The sequence below is a fragment of the Novosphingobium sp. Gsoil 351 genome, assembly GCF_009707465.1.
Classification (GTDB): Bacteria; Pseudomonadota; Alphaproteobacteria; order Sphingomonadales; family Sphingomonadaceae; genus Novosphingobium.
Genome location: NZ_CP046120.1, coordinates 949,369 through 968,515 on the forward strand (window position 1 = coordinate 949,369; position 19,147 = coordinate 968,515).

A 19,147-nucleotide genomic window follows, 5' to 3' on the forward strand; every position below is an offset into this window, starting at 1 on the left:
TCGCCAATGCTGCGGACGACCGCGCCTTCGCTCAGCGCGGGGGTGTCGTTCGCACCCGCACTGCCGCGCGCCCCGGCACCCCGCGCGCAACCAACGTCAGCCGCAAGCGGTCCTCGGCACCGCGCTCTTCGCGGGCTACGATCCTTCCGGTCAGGGTCACTATCGTGGGGCGATCCAGCGGTATTGCTCCGGCGAGCGTCGACTTGGTCCACACCGTGATCAGCCCCGCGGCGATCATCAGCGCCACCCCGATCAGCGCAGCCCGCAAGTATGGATGCCGTCCATCGCCGCGCAGTCCGGCCAGCGCGCCGAGCTCGATCGCCGCGCATCCGGCCAACACCGCCAGCCAGCGTGCCGTATCGGGAAGGACGAACCAGGCGGCGATACCGCCGGCGAAGGCCACGGCAAGCCAGGTCCCTCGCTCGAACGGGCGCGCAGCGAGGAACGCCTCGATAGCGTCCGGTACGCTGGACAAGCCAAGGCCGACGCGCCAAGGCCGCGACGCCCCTTCGGGGATCGGGTCGGCAGCGCTGGCGGCGGTCGAAGCCATTGCCGCGGCATCAAAACGGAAGCGCAGGGTCATGGCAAGCAGCGTATCGGGAGCGACTCCAGGCTCGGCTCCCGTCGTCACCAGGTTCGCGCCCTCGCCAACCGGCTTTCTCCACATCGGTGGCGCGCGCACGGCGTTGTTCAATTGGCTGTTCGCGCGCCACCATGGCGGCAAATATCTTCTGCGGATCGAAGACACCGACCGCGCCCGCTCGACCGAGCCCGCGATCGCCGCGATCCTCGATGGGCTCGCGTGGCTCGGTCTCGAAGGCGACGAGCCGCCGGTCTTGCAATTCGCGCGGAGCGAGCGTCACGCCGAGGTCGCGGCGCAACTGCTAGCATCGGGCCACGCCTATCGCTGCTACCTGACGGCCGAGGAACTCGCCGAGCGCCGCGCCCTCGCCCAGACCGAGCGTCGCCCGTTCCGCATCGCGAGCGAATGGCGTGACCGGGACGCCAGCGAGGCTCCCGCTGGCCTGCCGTTCGTGGTGCGGATCAAGGCGCCCCAAGTTGGCGAGACGGCGATCGACGATCGCGTCCAGGGTCGGGTCACCGTCGGCAACGCCGAGCTCGACGATTTCGTAATCCTCCGCTCGGACGGAACCCCGACCTATATGCTCGCGGTGGTGGTCGACGATCGCGATATGGGAGTAACCCACGTGATCCGCGGCGACGACCACCTCAACAACGCCTTCCGCCAGCTGGTCATTATCGACGCGATGGCCAAAGTCGAGGATGGTTGGGCGCGACCGGTTTATGCCCACGTCCCGCTGATCCACGGCGCCGACGGGGCCAAGCTGTCCAAGCGCCACGGCGCGCTGGGGGTCGACGCCTATCGCGACGAGTTGGGTTTGCTGCCCGAGACGGTACTCAACTATCTGCTGCGGCTCGGCTGGGGGCACGGCGACCGCGAGGTGATCACGCGCGACGAGGCGATCACGCTGTTCGACCTCGACGGGGTCGGCAAAAGCCCTTCGCGATTCGACACCAAGAAGCTGCTCCATCTCAACGGGCACTACATCCGCGAGGCCGATCCCGCGCGGCTGGCCGATTTGGTCGCGCCTCGGCTGGCGGGGATGGCGCTCGATTTCGATACTTCGCGCGACATCGGCAAGCTGATCGAGGCCATGCCCGAGCTTCAGCCGCGGGCGCAGGATCTGGACGAACTGGCGCGCGGCGCGGCGTTCCTGTTCGCGGTCCGGCCGCTCGAATTGGAGTCCAAGGCGGCGGCGCTTTTGACCGGTGATGCGCTGGCCTTGCTGGGCGATCTTCACACCCTGCTGAGCGCCACAAATGACTGGACAACAGCCACCCTCGAAGCCAATCTCAAGGCCGAGGCGGAACAGCGCGGCCTGGGTTTGGGTAAGCTTGCGCAGCCACTCCGTGCGGCGCTGACGGGGCAGACGACTTCGCCTGGAATTTTCGACGTGCTGGCCTTGCTCGGCCGTGACGAGTCGCTCGCGCGCATTCGCGATCGGCTGGCGGAGGGTGCGGCGGCGACCACCTAAGAGGAGCACAGCGGTGAGCGACAAACAGGCAATCCTGAACGCGGGCGGCAAGGACGTTTCGATGGAGGTGCGCAGCGGCACGCTCGGCCCGGACGTCATCGACATCCGCAAGATGTACGGCCAGACCGGCATGTTCACCTATGACCCCGGGTTCACCTCAACCGCCAGCTGCGACAGCGCGATCACCTATATCGACGGCGACGAGGGCGTGCTGCTCCACGGCGGCTATCCTATCGGGCAGCTAGCCGAACAATCGAGCTTCATGGAAGTCAGCTACCTGCTGCTCAACGGGGCGTTGCCATCGCAGGACGAGCTGACCAGCTTCACCCGCACGATCACCCGCCACACGATGCTCCACGAACAGTTGATGCAGTTCTACCGGGGTTTCCGCCGCGACGCGCACCCGATGGCGATCATGTGCGGAGTGGTCGGTGCGCTGAGCGCATTCTACCACGATTCGACCGACATCTCGGACCCGATGCACCGCAAGATCAGCAGCCACCGCCTGATCGCGAAGATGCCGACGATCGCCGCCGCGGCATACAAGTATTCGATCGGCCAGCCGTTCGTCTATCCCGACAACTCGTTGAGCTATACCGGCAACTTCCTGCGGATGACCTTCGGCGTCCCTGCCGAGAAGTACGAGGTCAACCCGGTGGTCGAAAAGGCGCTCGACCGGATCTTCATTCTCCACGCTGATCACGAGCAGAACGCCTCGACCTCGACCGTGCGCCTCGCCGGATCGTCGGGCGCCAACCCGTTCGCATGCATCGCCGCAGGAATCGCCTGCCTCTGGGGTCCGGCGCACGGCGGGGCCAACGAGGCCGCGCTCAACATGCTCCAGGAAATCGGCACGCCCGACAAAATCCCGCACTACATCGAGCGGGCCAAGGACAAGAACGATCCGTTCCGGCTGATGGGGTTCGGTCACCGCGTCTACAAGAACTACGATCCGCGCGCGACCGTGATGCAACAGACTGTGCGCGAAGTGTTCGAATCGCTCAAGGTTACCAACCCGGTGTTCGAGGTGGCGATCCAGCTCGAGGAAATGGCGCTCAACGATCCCTATTTCATCGAGAAGAAGCTGTTCCCCAACGTCGATTTCTATTCGGGCGTGATTCTTTCGGCGATCGGCTTCCCGACCACGATGTTCACCGCGCTGTTTGCGCTGGCGCGCACCGTCGGCTGGGTCGCGCAATGGAACGAGATGATCAGCGACCCCGGCCAGAAGATCGGTCGCCCGCGCCAGCTTTACACCGGCCCGGTCGAACGCGACTACGTCCCGATCGACAAGCGGTGAACGGGCAATGAAACTCGTTCTTCAAATCCTCGGTGGTTTTCTGGTCTTCAGCGGTTTGTTCTGGTCGCTGCAAGGCGCCGGGATCATCATGTGGCCGGCCGAAAGCTTCATGCTCGCCCAGGACCAGTGGATCCTCTACGGGCTCATCACCGCGGCGGTCGGTGCACTGCTCATTTGGCTGGCGCGACGGCGAGCCTGATCGCGACCCAGCTAACCTGAAGGCAGTTCCAACGTGAAGCGCGCGCCCTCGCCGGGAGCGCTCTCCACGCTCAAGTCGCCGCCCATTGCTCGGGCGAGGCGGCGTGAGATGTATAGGCCCAACCCGCTGCCGCCGTCGCCGCTGCGGCCGAGTCGCTCGAACTTATCGAACACCCTGGCCTGCTGCTGGGGCGACAGGCCCAGGCCTTCGTCAGCCACGGTCAGCGCGCTGCGGGTGCCCCGTGCCGCCAACGTCAGCCGCACGCGCGACCCTTCGGGCGCATAGCGCAAGGCGTTGCCGAGCAAGTTGAGCAGGACTTGCAAAACCCGGCGCCATTCGCCCGACGCGGGCAGGCTCTCGCCCTCGCCCGGCACCTCGACCGTAATTCCCCGCTCGCTCGCGCGCACGCCCAGAATGCCCGCGGCCCGGCGCGCCGCGTCGGCCAGGTCGATGGCATCGGCCATCGGCGCAAAACCTGGCGCCTCGATCGCGTCAAGATCGGCGAGATCCTCGACCAATCCGAGCAGATGACGCGCGGCCTCTGCGATATCGACGGCATAGTTGGCATATTCGTCCGCGAGCGGCCCGGCGAGCCGAGTGCGGATGGTTTCAGCGTTCGCGATGATCCGTGTGATCGGCTGGCGCAGAGCCGGGGCCAGATCGCGCCCGAGCACCCCGTCGAGCGCCTCGGGCACGGCATTTACCGGATCGTTCGGGACGTCACCGGCGGGCACCGCTTCGATCCCGGCCGGCACCAGATAGAGGTCGAACCCCGCCGCCGCGCCATCACCCGGAACGGGGACGAGCCGCACCCGCCACCGGGCGTCGGGATCTCCGCCAAGTTCCGTAGCGACGATCACTTCGGCACCATCTATGAGCCGCCAGTGGAGCGGCTGGCGATGGGTGATCCCGGAAACGGTAACAAAGTCGGTCCATGGTCGGCCGAACCCATCGCGCATCGCCGCCGCCAATGGTTCCAGCCGACTGCTCGAACGCCCGGCCGCGAGCACCGCCTGGCGCGGATCGAGTCGGGCGTGAAGGTCTGCGACTTGCGCCAAAATCACACCTTCGTCGACATCGCCCGCGATCGCTTCCGTGGGAGCCAGCGGGGTCACTCGCCAATTGCTCAGCGACAATGCCAGGCCCTCGGGATCGGGAACGATGTCGACCCACGCGCTGACCGCATTGTCGCCGTCCTGCGCCTGGAACACGCGACCCAGCTTCATCCGGTGATGCCAGGCCTTGCGAGTTAGTTCGAGCAGCGCCGGAATCGCGAGCTGCCCTGGTATCTCACCCCCACACGCGCGCTGGAGCGCGGCGAGCGCCTCGTCCGCCGTCGCGAGCCTGTCGCTCCCCTCGCAGCGCCCGCGCGCGACGACAACGGCGCCCGGCGCCATGGGTTTCAGCCGCCCGAACCGGCGAGCAGCGCCGCGGCCCGGTCCGCCCGCAACGTCTCGAAGCCTTCGGGCAAGGTGATCTCGGGATGGAGCGTGAAGAATTGCCGTTCGACCAGCGCGTGTTCGGCGCCGCCCGCCAGCAGTGCCAGTGCAAGCCGCGGCATTTGAACTTCAGAGGTGGCGAAGACCGCCGCATCGCGCTCGAGCCCCGCGGTCAACCCCAATGCGGTGACAAACAGCGCCACGCCGGCGTGTTCGACGTCCAGCGCGGCGACCGCCCCGCCATCCATCGCGCGTATCAGCCGACCAAGCAGTGCGAGTCGGCTTGCGGCCTCGTCGAAATTGCCGCAGATCGCGGTTTCGAGCACGCCCGCAATGCGATCGCGCGCCGGGTCGCTCCCCGCGTCAAGCTCGCGCATAATCGCCATCGCGGCGTGGAGCAGCTCGCCGGGCAGCTCGGCCAAGGGAAGCTCCCCGCGGCGCTGGGCCTGCACGAATCGTGCCTGCGCGGCGAGCAGCGCCTTCGCGGTCGCCGCGGTCTCGGGATCAGTCGAGGCGATCGATGCCTGAAGCAGCGGCGAAAGCACGGTGTCGAGCGAAAGCCGCGCCGCCAGCCGTTCGGTCAGCTCGGCCTCGAGCGCAAGCGCATGGGCGTGGGTCAGGATTGGCGGGTTGGCGATGAACGCCGCGGCGAGCCGCGAGGCAGTCTCGTCCACCCGGCCGCGCGCGTCCGCAGGCCCCAGCGCCTGTTCGAGCGCAAGCGCAAGCTGATGCGCCAGATCCTCGATCAGGGCGCGGGACTGGGCGACGATCCGATCGCTGAACAGCGCCCGATCCTCGCTTCCGAGAAGATGGCGCAGGATCGGGCCGACATTGGCCAGTGCCAGGTCCGCGGCCGCCAGTTCGTCGCCGAACAGGCCTTCGACACCGAATTGTTCGGTTGGCGAGAACGCGGGATTGTTCATCCGGTCAGGCCCTAGCGGTTCAGGGTTAAGGGCGTGTTAGCCTCTCGTCCGCGCTCTCGCCATCCCCCGGCGCCTCACCCGGCGTATTTCGGGCCTCGTGAGCCATGGCCAGCGCGAAGATGAGCAGCGCGAGGATGGCCGCCATCAGCGCTAGCCCGAACACCGAACTGAGGCTGGCGGCCGCCAGGGCCAGCCCCAGCACCAGCCGGTCCTCCAGCCATCCCGACCAATTCGCTTCGGCAAACAGCGCGGGCAGCAGGCGCAGCAGTCCGAGCAGGACCAACGCCACGAACCCGCCGACGAGGTACGCGTTGGCCACGGGATGCGCTTCGCCCAGGCGCCAGGCCGCGACTGTTGCGAAAGCAAGATCGAGCAGCGCGTCGAACCCAGTCTCGGGACGCAGCCATCGAGTTTCGACCAAGGCCCGGTCGCCATGGACCCGGGTAAGGATAGCGGCGGCCCGGCGAACCAGCCAGGCGATTCCCAGACCTGCGAATGCGAAACTCATGAAGCCGAACCAGGCGCTGCCCAAGGCCAGAAGGGCTAGCGCCGCGGCGCCAAGCGCGACCACCTGTGGCCGGGTTCCGGCATGGAGCAGCGCCGGCCCCATCGCTTCGACAAGCCGCGCGGCGAGCCAGCGCCCCGGCCCCTTGCCATCGCGCTGGGCCGTGTGCTGACGCAACCAGCTCGGTTCGAGCCGATGCGCCTCGCCATCGCTGCGAACCAGCGTCCAGCGACCACCATCGCTCAATGCCTGGGGCAGCACGACCTGACGAATTGACGACTGGACTGCGATCCGCAGCAGCGCCGAAACTGGATTCCACTCGCCGGGCAACTCGGCAAGGCCCGCGGCGAGCCGTCCGGGCAGGCGGATCAAGCCAGCGCCGGCGTGGTTGAGATCGATCCGTTCATAGCCCGCCGCCAACCCACTTTCGACCGGCTGGACGACCACGCCGCTCCGCCCACCAAGCAGTGTCGAAACCGCCTCTGGCGAGGCGATTAGCCCGTCGGCAAACACCAGCAGTTCGTCGTCGGGCTTGACCAGTTGCGCGACCGCGCGACCGTCGCCAGTAACTTGAAAACTCGCTCCGGCACGTTCGGCGGCATGCTGGAGCGAGATCACTTCACCGGGCAGGCCATCGGCGAGGCAAATCACCCGCTCGCAGCCAAGCGCGAGCGAAGCGGCAAGCTGATGATGCACGATGCTCCGCCCGCCCAACCGCAGCAGCCCGCGTGGTGTCGCCGCGTCATCGGCGCTCGGTTCCAGTGTTGACAGCAAGGCGACCCGCACCTGCGCGCTCCCGTTTTTTACGGAAGGCGGTCTAGCGACAATGGCGGAACTAGGCCAGCCGGGCTCGGAGATCAGATCGTGAGGGTCAGGAGCTTCAGGTGCGCGCCTATCCGGCGCAGTACCGTCGGTTCACTCGGCACGGTGTCGGTGGCTTCGTCGGCGAGCGCAAGCAAGGCTTCGTCGTGAAAGCTCGAGGCGAGACCCTTGAGCCGCATCGCTGCAATTCGCCAGTTTCCGTCGCAACGTGCCCGACGAAGCAAATCGAGCTGGCGCTCGGCACTTTCCAGGAATGCCCCACGCAACTCGCGGTATAGCGCCTCGTCGCCGCCGCAAGCAGCCGCAATGGTCGCGTCGAGTGCCCCGCCTTCGTAAGCCATAGCCAACCATTGGGCGCACGAGGGTTAAGGTGGGGTTTATATTGCAAGGGTTTATGATACCTTCCGCCCATGACGGGGAACCCACGCATCGTATCGCTCGAACCCGGGACGCCGGAAGCCAGCGACGTTTTGGTACTAGACCAGCCGGTCGATGGAGAAACGGCGTGGGACACCGCGCCCGAACCCGAACCGTGGAACGGCCCCCAGCTGTTGGCGCGTGGCAACTGGGCCGCGCCGGTTCTCGCCGCCGTCCTGACCGTCGCCTGGAGCGGCCTCTTCGTCGTCGCCAATTGGCGCGCGATGCAAGCCGGCGCACCCCTCGCCCAGTGGACCCAGTGGCTGGCGACATGGTCGCTCCCGGTCGCGCTGATCCTCAGCGCGCTGACGCTGTTCGTGCGTTCGAACCGGCGCGAGGCGGTGCGCTTCACCGATGTCGCGCGCGCGTTGCGCGAGGAGTCCGCGGCGCTGGAATCGCGCTTGGTCGCAGTCAACGGCGAACTGTCTCTGGCGCGTGAATTTGTCGCTGCGCAAAGCCGTGACCTTGAATCGTTGGGGCGGATCGCGGTCGAGCGCCTTTCGCAGAACGCCGACAGGCTGGCCGGCCTGATCCAGTCCAACGGCGCGCAGGTCGACGCGATTGGAACCGTTTCGGCGAATGCGGTAGAGAACATGGACAAGCTGCGCGGCCAGCTTCCGGTCATCGCCAACGCCGCCAAGGACGTCACCAACAACATCGGCAATGCCGGGCGCACCGCGCATCTGCAATTGCAGGACCTTGCCAACGGGTTCCACCGTCTGAACGAATTCGGCCAAGCGAGCGAGCGCCAGGCGGCAGCAGTGCGTGATCAGGTTGCTGCGGCGATCGACGGTTTCACCCGTCAGGCCGAGCATCTCGCGGATGTCGCCGAGCAGCGGTTCGCGGCCATGGAGGCGGGTAGTGCGAACTTCCGGGAGCGACTGGACGCCGATGAAACCGCGGCTTTGGCTGCGATGCGCGAGCGGGCGACGCGGTTGGGAGAGGAACTGGAAGCGGCACGGCTGACCGTGACGCAGCAGGAGGCCGAGGCGACCGAAGCGCTTCGTGCCCGCCTCGCCGCTCTGCAGGTCGAAGGTGGAACTCTTGCCACCACCTTGCGCGACGGCGAGCAGGCCGCAGTCGAGACCTGGCGCGGCCACGTCTCGGCGTTGTCCCTGCAGGCGCAAGGCGCGTGGGACGAGATCGCCCGGATCGACGGTGAGGCACTCGCCGCCGCTGAGGCGCGCCGCGCGGAACTGGGCGAGGCGATCACCGATCTGCACGGCTCGCTGGCCGCGCGCTCCGAGGAACTGGCCAGCGAGATTCTCTCACGTCGCGCCGAACTCGAGATCGCGGGCCGCAGCGCGATTGAAAGCCTGCGCAGCCGCTTCGCCGAGATCGACTCCGCGATCCGCGGGCAGCGCGAACGCCACCTCGAACAGTCAGCCGCCATCGCCGAACACGCGGCGACGATCGGCGAGCGCCTGGGTGCGTTCGGCGAGACGATGCACTCGCTGGGTGCACATGGCGACGAAGTGGCGGCCAAGCTCGAACGGGGCCTGGCGGTGCTGACAGAACGACTGACCGCGAGCCGGGAGGCGCTGGCCGGGACAGACGAGGCGATCGCCGGGCTGACCGACGGTAGCGTGCGTCTGCTCGAACTGATCCAGGCGAGTGCCGATCATACCCGCCAGCAACTGCCCGACGCACTCGCTGGGGCCGAGGATCGCCTCAAGGGGATGGAGGAATCGGTTTCCGCTATGCGCGACGCGCTGGGCGATGCGGGCAATCGAGGCCAGTCGCTTTCCGACTACGTGATCGCCACCCGCAGCGGGCTGACCGAGGCGACCGGGGAGCTGGTCGCTCTGCATGGCGGACTCGAGGAAAAGAGCCTCCAGCAACGCGCCCACCTCGCCGGGGTGCGCGACGACATCGCCAAGGCACGCAGCGAGAGCGACGCCTTGGCCGCGCACGTCCAGGCGACGCTGCAATCGGCGATCGATCGCCTCGCCAACGCCGCGCGCGATGCGACGACGGGGCTGGCCGGGCAGTCCGACACCGTAATCGGCGAGATCGCGGCCAGCCTGGGCGAGCGCAGCAAGGCTGCGCTCGAAGCGGCGATGGGCGGTCGCGCGGACGAACTGGTCGCTGAACTCGAGGCCGCAGTAGCGCGAGCGGCTTCGGCCAGCCGTGAGGCCGCGGTCAACTTGCGCGATCAACTCGGCCGGGTGGACGAACTCGCTGGCAATCTCGAGCGACGCGTGGGCCATGCGCGCGAGCGGGCCGAAGAGCAGGTCGACAGCGACTTCGCCCGCCGCGCCGCGCTGATCACCGAATCGCTCAATTCAGTGGCGATCGACATCGCGAAGTCGCTCTCGGCCGATGTCGCCGACACCGCCTGGGCCTCGTACCTGCGCGGCGACCGTGGCATTTTCACCCGCCGTGCGGTGACCCTGCTCGACGGGATCGAGGCGCGTTCGGTGATCCAGCACTACGAATCGGACCGCGATTTCCGCGAGAACGTGAACCACTACATCCACGATTTCGAGGCAATGCTGCGCGGCCTGCTCTCGACGCGCGACGGCAACGCCTTGGGGGTCACCCTGCTCTCGTCGGACATGGGCAAGCTCTACGTGGCGATGGCCCAGGCCATCGAGCGGCTGCGGGGGTAGGTCCGGGCGCCCACTAAATTTGTCATCCCTCAGGCGTCGGCGGCTTGCCGAACAGGTTGAGCATGTCCGGCTGGACCCAGCCCTCGACGTAGTTGGCATAGAACAGCGCAAAGGCGATCGTGGCAACGATCGTGGTCCAGATCGCCAGACGGCGTGGGTTGAAGTTGGCGGGTGCGCCGTCGGACTGGCCTGGGACCATCGCGTCGCCGGTTTCGTGATGGTTGCGGATGCCGAACGGCAACACCACGAACAGGCTCAGCGAGAGGAACAGGAAATAGATCGCGAGGGCGGACGTCCAGCGCATCTCAGCTTTCCCGCAGCATGACCTGGACGACCGGCTTCTTGCCCGACCAGCGCTGCGCGGCGCGGCGGGCGGCCAGCCTGACCGCCTCGCGTACCGCGTCGCGATCGCGCGCCTTGCCGCCCTTGAGCGCGTGGACCCCGCGTTCGACGTCGGCCTGCGCCTCGGCGACGAATGCATCCATGTCCTCGTCGAGCGGCAGGCCGACCGCGGCGACTTCGACCGCCGACATCACCCGGCCGTTGGCCGATACCGCTAGCGCCACCACAACCAACGCATGTGCCGCCAGCCGACGTCGCGCGGCCATCGCCTCGCCGTCGGCGGGTCCAATGATGTCGCCATCCAGCACCAACCGCCCGCTGCGGACTTGCGCGACCCGTCCCGGCTTACCCGGCGCCAGCCGCACCAGGTCGCCATTTCCCTGGAGAACGGCGTGTGGAATGCCCTCGGCCCGGCCCAGCCGCGCCTGTTCGCGCATGTGGCGCATCTCGCCGTGGACGGGGACGAGAATATCGGGCCGCAGCCAGCCGTAGAGCGCCTGGAGTTCGGGCCGCCCGGGATGCCCCGAGACATGGATGAAGCCCTGGCGGTCGGTCACCATTTCGATCCCGCGCGCGGAAAGCTGGTTCATGATCCGGCCGATGGCAACCTCGTTGCCCGGGATCTGACGGCTGGAGAACAACACCACGTCGCCTTCAGTCAGCGCGATTGGGTGCTGCTCGGCCGCAACTCGGGCGAGCGCGGCGCGTGGTTCACCCTGCCCGCCGGTGGCGAGAATCAACACCTCGCCGCGCGGCAAGTCCATCGCTTCAGCAAAATCGACCCGTTCGGGCAGGTCGAGCAGGTAGCCAGTCGCTTGCGCGGCGCGGATTATCCGGTCCAGCGAGCGCCCCGCCACGCACAGCCGCCGCCCGGTCGCCTCGGCAACCTCCCCCAAGGTCTGCAATCGGGCGACATTGGAGGCGAACGTCGTGACCAGCACCCGCTTGCCGTCGAGCCCGCCGACCACTTCCAGCAGCCCGGCGCGCACCGCGCTTTCCGAACCGCTCGGCTTGGGGTTGAACACGTTGGTCGAGATCGCAGACCAGCGCGAGTACACCCTCGTCGCCGATCGCGGTCAGTTCCTCGGCGGTGGCGGGCAGCCCGATCAGCGGATCTTCGTCGAGCTTCCAGTCGCCGGTGTGGAACACCCGGCCATACGGGGTATCAATGATCAGCGCGTTGCCCTCGGCGATCGAGTGCGCCAACGGAACGTATTCAATGTCGAATGGGCCGAGGCTGAGTGTGCCCTCGTTCTCGATCTCGATCAGTTCGACGGTATCGAGCAGCCCGGCTTCGGCAAGCTTGTCGCGCACGAGATAGGCGGTAAACGGGGTCGCATAGAGCGGCACGCCGAGGTCGGCGGCGAAATACGGCACCGCGCCGATATGATCCTCGTGGGCGTGGGTGAGGACAATGCCGAGCAGGTCCTTGGCCCGCTCCTCGACGAACTCGAGATCGGCGAACACCAGATCGATACCGGGGTAATAGGGATCGGCGAAGGTCATTCCCAGATCGACCATCAGCCACTTCCCGTCGCAGCCGTAGAGGTTGACGTTCATCCCGATCTCGCCCGATCCGCCGAGCGCGAGGAACAACAGTTCGTTACCAGGCGTCATGGAATCTCAGTTCTGAAAGAGCGGAAAACGAAAAATTCAACCGGCGCGGGCGCGCTCCGCGAGGATGGCGAGGCCGGTGAGGGTGAGGTCGGGATCGACCGCATCGAAAATCTGGGTCTGCTGATCGAACAAGACCGCTAGACCGCCGGTGGCGATCACCTTGGCGGGGCGGCCGATTTCCGCCTTCATCCGCGCGACCAGCCCCTCGATCAGCGCGACATAGCCCCAGAACACGCCGATCTGCATCTGGTCTTCGGTGTTGCGGCCAAGGACCGAGTTGGTGACCGGCTTCTCGATCGCGATCCGCGGCAGCTTGGCGGCCGCGGAGACGAGAGCCTCTAGGCTGAGGTTGATCCCCGGCGCAATGATCCCGCCCTTGTAGGTGCCGGCATAGTCGATCGCGTCGAAAGTGGTGGCGGTGCCGAAATCGACGATGATCAGATCGCCCGCATGCGCGTCATGCGCAGCGACGATGTTTACCGCGCGGTCGGCACCCAGCGAGCGCGGCTCGTCGACGTCGGCCTGGAAGCCCCAGCCCTGCGGCCCCTGTCCGGCGATGATAGGATCAATACCGAAGTACTTTTGCGCCAAGACATCGATGTTGTGCAGTGCTCGCGGGACGACGGTGGAGACGATGATCTGGTCGATCGCACCTCGATCGATGTTCTCGATTGCCATGAGCTGGATCAACCACACCGCATACTGGTCGGCTGTGCGCCGGGGATCAGTGGCGATCCGCCAGCGCGCGCGGATTTCCCGGCCCTCGCATACGGCGAAGACCACATTCGTATTCCCAACATCAACCGCGAGTAACATCACCGCCTACCAGTTCCACATCGCCGGCGTGGATAGGCCTGGTCGTGCCGTCCGCCAAGCGAAGAAGCGCCGCGCCGTCGATGCCCAGGCCGGCGAAAGTGCCGGCTATCGGTTGTCCCTCGCGGTCCCTGACCGACAACGAAGTGCCGATGGCATGCGCGCGAGCGAGCCAGGCGGCGCGCAAGGCGTCCCACTCGCCGCCGCGCCATCGGGCGAGGACGAGCGCGAAGCTATCGGCGAGGAGATCCGCGAAGTCGCAGGGGTCGATCCTCGCGCCGTGATCGGCCAGCGCGGTGGTTGCCCGGTCCGGGAGTTCGGGCGCTCGAACCAGGTTCACGCCGATACCGACCACGACCACGTCGCCGCCCCGTTCGAGCAGGATGCCCGCCAGCTTGGCCCCCGCCGCCAGCAAGTCGTTCGGCCACTTGAGCATGGTCTGAGGAGCGCCCCTGACTGCGGCAACGGCCTCGGCCAACGCCAGTCCGGTCACCAACGCCAGCGTCTGCGGCAGTGGATCGTTTGGACGCAGCGCGACGACGGTCGAGCCCATGAAGTTGCCCGCGCCGTCCTCCCACTCCCGCCCGGCCCGGCCCCGTCCCGCACGCTGGCGCCGTGCGACCAGCCAATCGCCCTCGCGCGCATCGCGGCCCAGCGCGAGCAGATCGGCGTTGGTGGAACCGGTTTCGGCGAGGATGCGGATCAAACGGCGAGAAACAAGGCCGCGGCGGCGCTATCCGCCAGCCCGCCCAGCCACCGCGTCAGCAAATAACCCAGCGGCGAGATCGCCAGAGTCGCTAACGCCAGGATCGCGGTATGGGCCCAGTCGCCCGTTCCCTTCACCTTGTCGGCGGGATCGTCGAAGTACATGATCTTGACGATCTTGATGTAGTAGAACGCGCCGATTACCGAGGCCGCGATGCCGATCGCGGCGAGCGCGATCAGATCGGCCTGAACCGCCGCGCGGAAAACGACGAACTTGGCCCAGAACCCGAACAGCGGCGGAATGCCCGCCAGGCTGAACATCACCGAGGCCATCGCCAGCGCGAGCCACGGACGCGTCTTGGACAGTCCGGCAAGGTCCGCGATCGCCTCGACGGGCGCGCCCTCGGCATCTCGCAGCAGCAGGATCACGACGAAGCCCGCCACAGTGGTCGCCACATAGATCGCGAGATAGACCAGCATCGCCGATGCGCCCGGCCGGGTCGCGGCTGCCAACCCGATCAGGATGAAGCCGACGTTGTTGATCGAGCTATAGGCCATCAGCCGCTTGATGTTGGCCTGGCCGATCGCGCCCAGCGCGCCGATCACGATCGAGAGTAGCGCGGCGAAGATCACGATCTGCTGCCACGCACCGGTCTGCCCGCCGAACGCGTCGATCGCGACGCGCATCGTCAGGGCCATCGCCGCCACCTTGGGCGCTGTGGCGAAGAACATCGTGACCGGGGTGGGGGCGCCCTCGTAGACGTCGGGGGTCCACATGTGGAACGGGGCGGCGGCGATCTTGAACGCCAGGCCCGAGAGCATGAAGATCACCCCGAACAGCGCGCCGGTGCCCAGCTCGCCCGAAAGCGCAGCGCGCACACCGGCGAAGCCGGTATTTCCGGTGAAGCCATAGACCAGGCTCATCCCGAACAGCAGGATGCCGCTGGCGAGCGCGCCGAGCACGAAATACTTGAGCCCGGCCTCGGCCGACCGCTCGTCGCTGCGCAGGAACGATGCGAGGACGTACGACGCGAGACTGTTGAGCTCGAGCCCGATGTACAGCGTCAGCAGGTCGCCCGCCGAGACCATCAGCCCCCCGCCGAGCGCCGCGAACAGGATCAGCAGCGGGAACTCCGCGCGCATCGCCTTGGCCCGCTCGAAGAATGACGGGGCAACGATCAGGGTGGCCGCCGCGCCGCCGTAGATCAGCAGCTTGGCGAACGAAGCGAAAGCATCGGCGCGGTACTGGCCGGAAAACGCCTCGGTTCCCGCGCCCATCGCGCCGCTGCACAGCGCCGGTGCGACGAGGAACCCGGCGCCGACCAATGCGGCAACCGAGAGGATCGAAATCAGCCGCGAGGCCTTGTCTCCGCCCCACGCGGCGACGAGCAGCAACGCCAAGCCAGCGAGGCTCAGCAGCTCTTCGGGCAGCGTCAGCCAGAGAGAATGGGAAAAGTCCATCACTGGGCCTTCCCATGCGGGGCCGGGACAGGCTTGGCAGGGCCAACCTTGATCTTTGCGTCACCCCCCGGGCGCGCCTGCGCCAGCCGCGCGTCCAATGCCTCAATATCCGCTCGCATCGGAGACAGAAAACTTTCGGGATAGACCCCCATCCACAGTACCGCGAGGCCGAGCGGCGCCATCATCAACCACTCGCGGATATCGAGATCGGGCATCGCCGCGGCATCGGCGTTCTTCTGTACCCCGAAGATCACCCGGCGATAGAGATAGAGCATGTAGGCCGCGCCGAGGATGATCCCGGTGGCGCAGGCCGCGGTGACCCAGCTCGATAGCTGGTAGATGCCAGCCAGGCTGAGGAATTCGCCGACGAAGCCGCTGGTCCCCGGCAGGCCGACGCTGGCCATCGTGAACAGCATGAAGAACAGGGCGTACTTGGGCATGTTGATCGCGAGACCGCCGTAGCGATCGATCTCGCGGGTATGGAGCCGGTCGTAGATCACCCCGACGCTGAGGAACAACGCGCCCGAAACCAGCCCGTGGCTGAGCATCACGATCATTGCGCCTTCGAGACCCTGGCGGTTGAACGCGAACAGCCCGACTGTGACGATCGCCATGTGCGCCACGGAACTATAGGCGATCAGCTTCTTCATATCATGCTGCACCAGCGCGACCAGGCTGGTGTAGACCACCGCGACCATGCTCAGTGCGAAGATCAGCCAAGCGAGCTGCGCGCTCGCTTCGGGGAACATCGGCAACGAAAAGCGAATGAAGCCATAGCCGCCCATCTTGAGCAGCACCCCGGCCAGGATCACCGAGCCCGCGGTCGGCGCCTGGACATGCGCATCAGGCAGCCAGGTGTGGACCGGCCACATCGGCATCTTGACCGCAAAGCTGGCGAAGAACGCTAGCCACAACCAGGTTTGCGCGCCCGGCGGAAAATCGTATGCCATCAGTACAGGGATGCTCGTCGTCCCCGCCTCGTTGGCCATCCAGAACATCGCGATCAGCATCAGCACTGAGCCGAGCAGCGTGTAGAGGAAGAACTTGTAGCTCGCGTAGATCCGCTCGGCCCCGCCCCAGATGCCGATGATCAGGTACATCGGGATCAGCCCGGCCTCGAAAAAGATGTAGAACAGGAACAGGTCCTGCGCCGCAAACACGCCGATCATCAACGTTTCCATCAGCAGGAACGCGGCCATGTACTCGCCGACGCGGGACTCGATCGACTTCCAGCTGGCGCCGATGCAGATCGGCATCAGGAAGACGCTAAGCACGATCAGGAGCAGCGCGATCCCGTCGATCCCCAGCGCCCATTGCATTCCCGCGAACAGGTTCGCGCGCTCGATGAATTGCCACTGCGCGCCGCCGATGTCGTAGTTGGCCCACAGCAGGATACCGAGCGCGAGATCGATCAGCGTGGCGGCCAGCGCGATGACGCGCGCGGATTGGGCAGTGCTGACCAGACATCCGACAGCGCCTGCCAACGGGACCAGCAACATCAGACTTAGAATGGGAAATCCGCTCATCGCGCGATCACCCAGCTAACCGCGCCGACCAGGCCGATCAGCATGACCAGCGCATAGCTGGTCAAATAGCCCGACTGGAGCCTTACTGCGCCCCGGCTGCCCTGTTGGACCAGCCAGGCGAAGCCGTTGGGGCCAAAGCGGTCGATCGTGCCTTCGTCGCCGCCCTTCCAGAACAGGCGGCCCAGCCAGAACGCCGGCTTGACGAAGATGCGGTCGTAGAGCTCGTCGAAGTACCACTTGTTGAAAACGAAATCGTAGAGAACGCGGAACTGGCTGGCGAACATGGCGGGAAACGCCGGATTGCGGATGTAGGCGCCCCAGGCGATGGTGAACCCGGCGACCATAACCGCAAACGGCAGCCACTTGACCAGCCACGGCACTTGGTGCGCCGCGTGCATCAGATGCTCGTCGAAGGCGAGCGAGCCGGCCCAGAAGCGCAAGCCTTCCTCAGCGCCGACGAACGCTTCGTGGAACACGAACCCGGCAAAGATCGCGCCGAGTGACAGCACGCCAAGCGGGATCAGCATCGAAAGTGGGCTTTCGTGTGGATGGTAGCCCGCAGTGCCGACAGGGTTGGCGACGTGCACGCCGTGCGCGGCCTCTTCGGAGGGATCCTCGTGCTCGTGGTGCACCGCGTGCTGTATGTGCTCGCTGCCCGCCCAGCGCGGGCTCCCCCAGAAGGTCAGGAACAGAAGCCGCCACGAATAGAAGCTGGTCATAAGGGCGGCGAGAATGCCGACCACGAACGCGAACTGGCTCAGTTCGGTGCCTCGCGCATAGGCCGCCTCGAGGATCGAATCCTTGGAATAGAACCCGGCGAACCCGAACACATCGACGATGCCCACGCCGGTGATCGCCAGCGTTCCCGCCAGCATCGCCCAGAAAGTCAGCGGGATTTCCTTCCGCAGCCCGCCGTAGAACCGCATGTCCTGCTCGTGGTGCATCGCGTGGATGACCGATCCCGCGCCCAGGAACAGCAATGCCTTGAAGAACGCATGGGTGAACAGGTGGAACATCGCGGAGCCGTAGGCGCCGACGCCCGCGGCGAAGAACATGTAGCCGAGCTGCGAGCAGGTCGAATAGGCGATCACCCGCTTGATGTCCCACTGGGTGGTGCCGACCGTGGCGGCGAAGAAGCAGGTCGCCGCGCCGATGAAGGTTACGAACTGGAGCGCGGTCGCGCTTGTCTGGAACATCGGCGAAAGGCGGCAGACCATGAACACCCCGGCGGTGACCATCGTCGCGGCGTGGATCAGGGCAGACACAGGCGTCGGGCCTTCCATCGCGTCGGGCAGCCAGGTGTGAAGGCCGAGCTGCGCCGACTTGCCCATCGCGCCGATAAACAGCAGGATGCAAAGCACGGTCATCGTGTCGGCGCGGAACCAAGCGAAGTGGATGGTCGACCCCGCCATCGACGGCGCGGCATCGAGGATCGCGGGGATCGAGACCGTACCGAACACCAGGTAGGTGCCGAATATGCCCAGCATGAAGCCGAGATCGCCGACCCGGTTGACCACAAACGCCTTGATCGCGGCGGCGTTTGCGCTCGGCTTGCGGAACCAGAACCCGATCAACAGGTAGCTGGCGAGCCCCACCCCTTCCCAGCCGAAGAACATTTGGACCAGGTTATCTGCGGTCACCAGCATCAGCATCGCGAAGGTGAACAGGCTCAGATAAGCGAAGAACCGCGGCTGGTCGGGATCCTCCTCCATGTAGCCCCACGAATAGAGGTGGACGAGCGCGGAGACGGTGGTGATCACCACCAGCATCACCGCAGTCAGCGCATCGACCCGCAGCGCCCAGTCGAACGCCAGATCGCCCGACTGCACCCAGTGCAGCACCGGAGTGACGCTGGCGGTGGCCGTTCCGGCGATGAAGCGCAGGAAGATCGGCCACGACAGCGCGGCGGATAGGAACAGCGCGCCGGTGGTCAGGCTCTTGGCCACGACATTGCCGAGCATCCGGTTGCCCAGCCCCGCGACGATCGCCGCCAGCAGCGGCGCGAAGACGATGATGAGGATCGGGTTCAAGATCTATCCCCGCATCCGGTTTACGTCATCGACCGCGATCGAGCCGCGGCCGCGGAAGTAGATCACCAGGATCGCGAGGCCGATCGCCGCCTCGCCAGCCGCCACGGTCAGCACGAACATCGCGAAAACCTGCCCGACAAGGTCGTGGAGGAACGCCGAAAACGCGACGAAATTGATGTTTACCGCTAGCAGGATCAGCTCGATCGCCATCAGGATCACGATCACGTTCTTACGGTTGAGGAAGATTCCCAGCACGCCGAGCACGAACAGGATCGAGCTGACCACGACATAATGTTCGATGCCGATCATGACGACCCCCACAGGTCGTCACCCCGGCGCAGGCCGGGGTCCATCCAACCGTTCGTGCAAGGCGACAAGG

Annotated in this window: 16 protein-coding genes and 1 pseudogene; 4 read left to right on the forward strand and 13 right to left on the reverse strand. The window is 66.3% G+C overall.

What is annotated here, in order from left to right; all coding sequences use genetic code 11:
- Window positions 1–31: 31 nt before the first annotated feature.
- The gene (locus tag GKE62_RS04520; RefSeq protein WP_230206911.1) at window positions 32–550 is read right to left on the reverse strand and encodes a hypothetical protein; all 519 of its coding nucleotides are present in this window, start codon (window positions 548–550) and stop codon (window positions 32–34) included.
- A 31-nt stretch (window positions 551–581) separates the two neighbouring features.
- On the opposite strand from GKE62_RS04520, the gene gltX reads away from it, so the two are divergent.
- From gltX to GKE62_RS04535, 3 genes are read left to right on the forward strand one after another with little or no spacing between them, the layout of a single operon-like run.
- Entirely contained in the window at window positions 582–2,057 is a 1,476-nt protein-coding gene (gene gltX / locus GKE62_RS04525) for a glutamate--tRNA ligase (RefSeq protein ID WP_154691194.1), read from the forward strand.
- A gap of 13 nt (window positions 2,058–2,070) precedes the next feature.
- A complete protein-coding gene (locus GKE62_RS04530) occupies window positions 2,071–3,357 on the forward strand; it encodes a citrate synthase (RefSeq protein ID WP_154691195.1) in 1,287 nt (428 codons plus the stop codon).
- A gap of 7 nt (window positions 3,358–3,364) precedes the next feature.
- On the forward strand, window positions 3,365–3,556 hold the full coding sequence (locus tag GKE62_RS04535; protein WP_154691196.1) for a hypothetical protein: 192 nt from the start codon (window positions 3,365–3,367) through the stop codon (window positions 3,554–3,556).
- A gap of 11 nt (window positions 3,557–3,567) precedes the next feature.
- Here GKE62_RS04535 and GKE62_RS04540 read toward each other — a convergent pair whose 3' ends face one another.
- From GKE62_RS04540 to GKE62_RS04555, 4 genes are all read right to left on the reverse strand, one after another.
- Complete coding sequence (locus GKE62_RS04540; RefSeq protein WP_154691197.1) at window positions 3,568–4,953, reverse strand: sensor histidine kinase KdpD; 1,386 nt, start codon at window positions 4,951–4,953, stop codon at window positions 3,568–3,570.
- A 5-nt stretch (window positions 4,954–4,958) separates the two neighbouring features.
- Window positions 4,959–5,918, reverse strand: a complete 960-nt coding sequence (locus GKE62_RS04545) for a hypothetical protein (protein WP_154691198.1) — start codon at window positions 5,916–5,918, stop codon at window positions 4,959–4,961.
- Between the two features lie 25 nt (window positions 5,919–5,943).
- Window positions 5,944–7,197, reverse strand: coding sequence for a hypothetical protein (locus tag GKE62_RS04550; protein WP_195908588.1), 1,254 nt, complete (start codon window positions 7,195–7,197; stop codon window positions 5,944–5,946).
- A gap of 83 nt (window positions 7,198–7,280) precedes the next feature.
- Complete coding sequence (locus GKE62_RS04555) at window positions 7,281–7,586, reverse strand: Hpt domain-containing protein (protein ID WP_154691200.1); 306 nt, start codon at window positions 7,584–7,586, stop codon at window positions 7,281–7,283.
- 69 nt (window positions 7,587–7,655) lie between these two features.
- Between GKE62_RS04555 and GKE62_RS04560 the strand changes: the two genes are divergently transcribed.
- A complete protein-coding gene (locus GKE62_RS04560; protein ID WP_154691201.1) occupies window positions 7,656–10,274 on the forward strand; it encodes an ATPase in 2,619 nt (872 codons plus the stop codon).
- Window positions 10,275–10,296: 22 nt separating this feature from the next.
- Here GKE62_RS04560 and GKE62_RS04565 read toward each other — a convergent pair whose 3' ends face one another.
- The 8 genes and pseudogenes from GKE62_RS04565 to nuoK form a co-directional block, all read right to left on the reverse strand.
- Window positions 10,297–10,578: a DUF1467 family protein gene (locus tag GKE62_RS04565; protein ID WP_154691202.1), complete on the reverse strand. Its 282-nt coding sequence runs from the start codon at window positions 10,576–10,578 to the stop codon at window positions 10,297–10,299.
- Between the two features lies 1 nt (window position 10,579).
- A pseudogene (locus GKE62_RS04570) lies at window positions 10,580–12,233 on the reverse strand (ribonuclease J).
- Window positions 12,234–12,269: 36 nt separating this feature from the next.
- Window positions 12,270–13,049 (reverse strand): type III pantothenate kinase, encoded by a 780-nt coding sequence (locus tag GKE62_RS04575; RefSeq protein ID WP_154691203.1) that lies wholly within the window; start codon window positions 13,047–13,049, stop codon window positions 12,270–12,272.
- Window positions 13,033–13,752 carry a biotin--[acetyl-CoA-carboxylase] ligase gene (locus GKE62_RS04580; RefSeq protein ID WP_154691204.1) on the reverse strand — a complete coding sequence of 240 codons (720 nt, stop codon included), beginning with the start codon at window positions 13,750–13,752 and terminating at the stop codon, window positions 13,033–13,035. The genes GKE62_RS04575 and GKE62_RS04580 overlap by 17 nt, the downstream gene beginning before the upstream one ends.
- A complete protein-coding gene (nuoN, locus tag GKE62_RS04585) occupies window positions 13,749–15,212 on the reverse strand; it encodes an NADH-quinone oxidoreductase subunit NuoN (protein WP_154693556.1) in 1,464 nt (487 codons plus the stop codon). The genes GKE62_RS04580 and nuoN overlap by 4 nt, the downstream gene beginning before the upstream one ends.
- On the reverse strand, window positions 15,212–16,738 hold the full coding sequence (locus tag GKE62_RS04590; RefSeq protein ID WP_154691205.1) for an NADH-quinone oxidoreductase subunit M: 1,527 nt from the start codon (window positions 16,736–16,738) through the stop codon (window positions 15,212–15,214). The genes nuoN and GKE62_RS04590 overlap by 1 nt, the downstream gene beginning before the upstream one ends.
- Window positions 16,735–18,768: an NADH-quinone oxidoreductase subunit L gene (gene nuoL, locus GKE62_RS04595; protein ID WP_154691206.1), complete on the reverse strand. Its 2,034-nt coding sequence runs from the start codon at window positions 18,766–18,768 to the stop codon at window positions 16,735–16,737. The genes GKE62_RS04590 and nuoL overlap by 4 nt, the downstream gene beginning before the upstream one ends.
- Window positions 18,769–18,771: 3 nt before the next feature.
- Window positions 18,772–19,077, reverse strand: a complete 306-nt coding sequence (gene nuoK, locus GKE62_RS04600; RefSeq protein WP_154691207.1) for an NADH-quinone oxidoreductase subunit NuoK — start codon at window positions 19,075–19,077, stop codon at window positions 18,772–18,774.
- Window positions 19,078–19,147 lie beyond the last annotated feature (70 nt).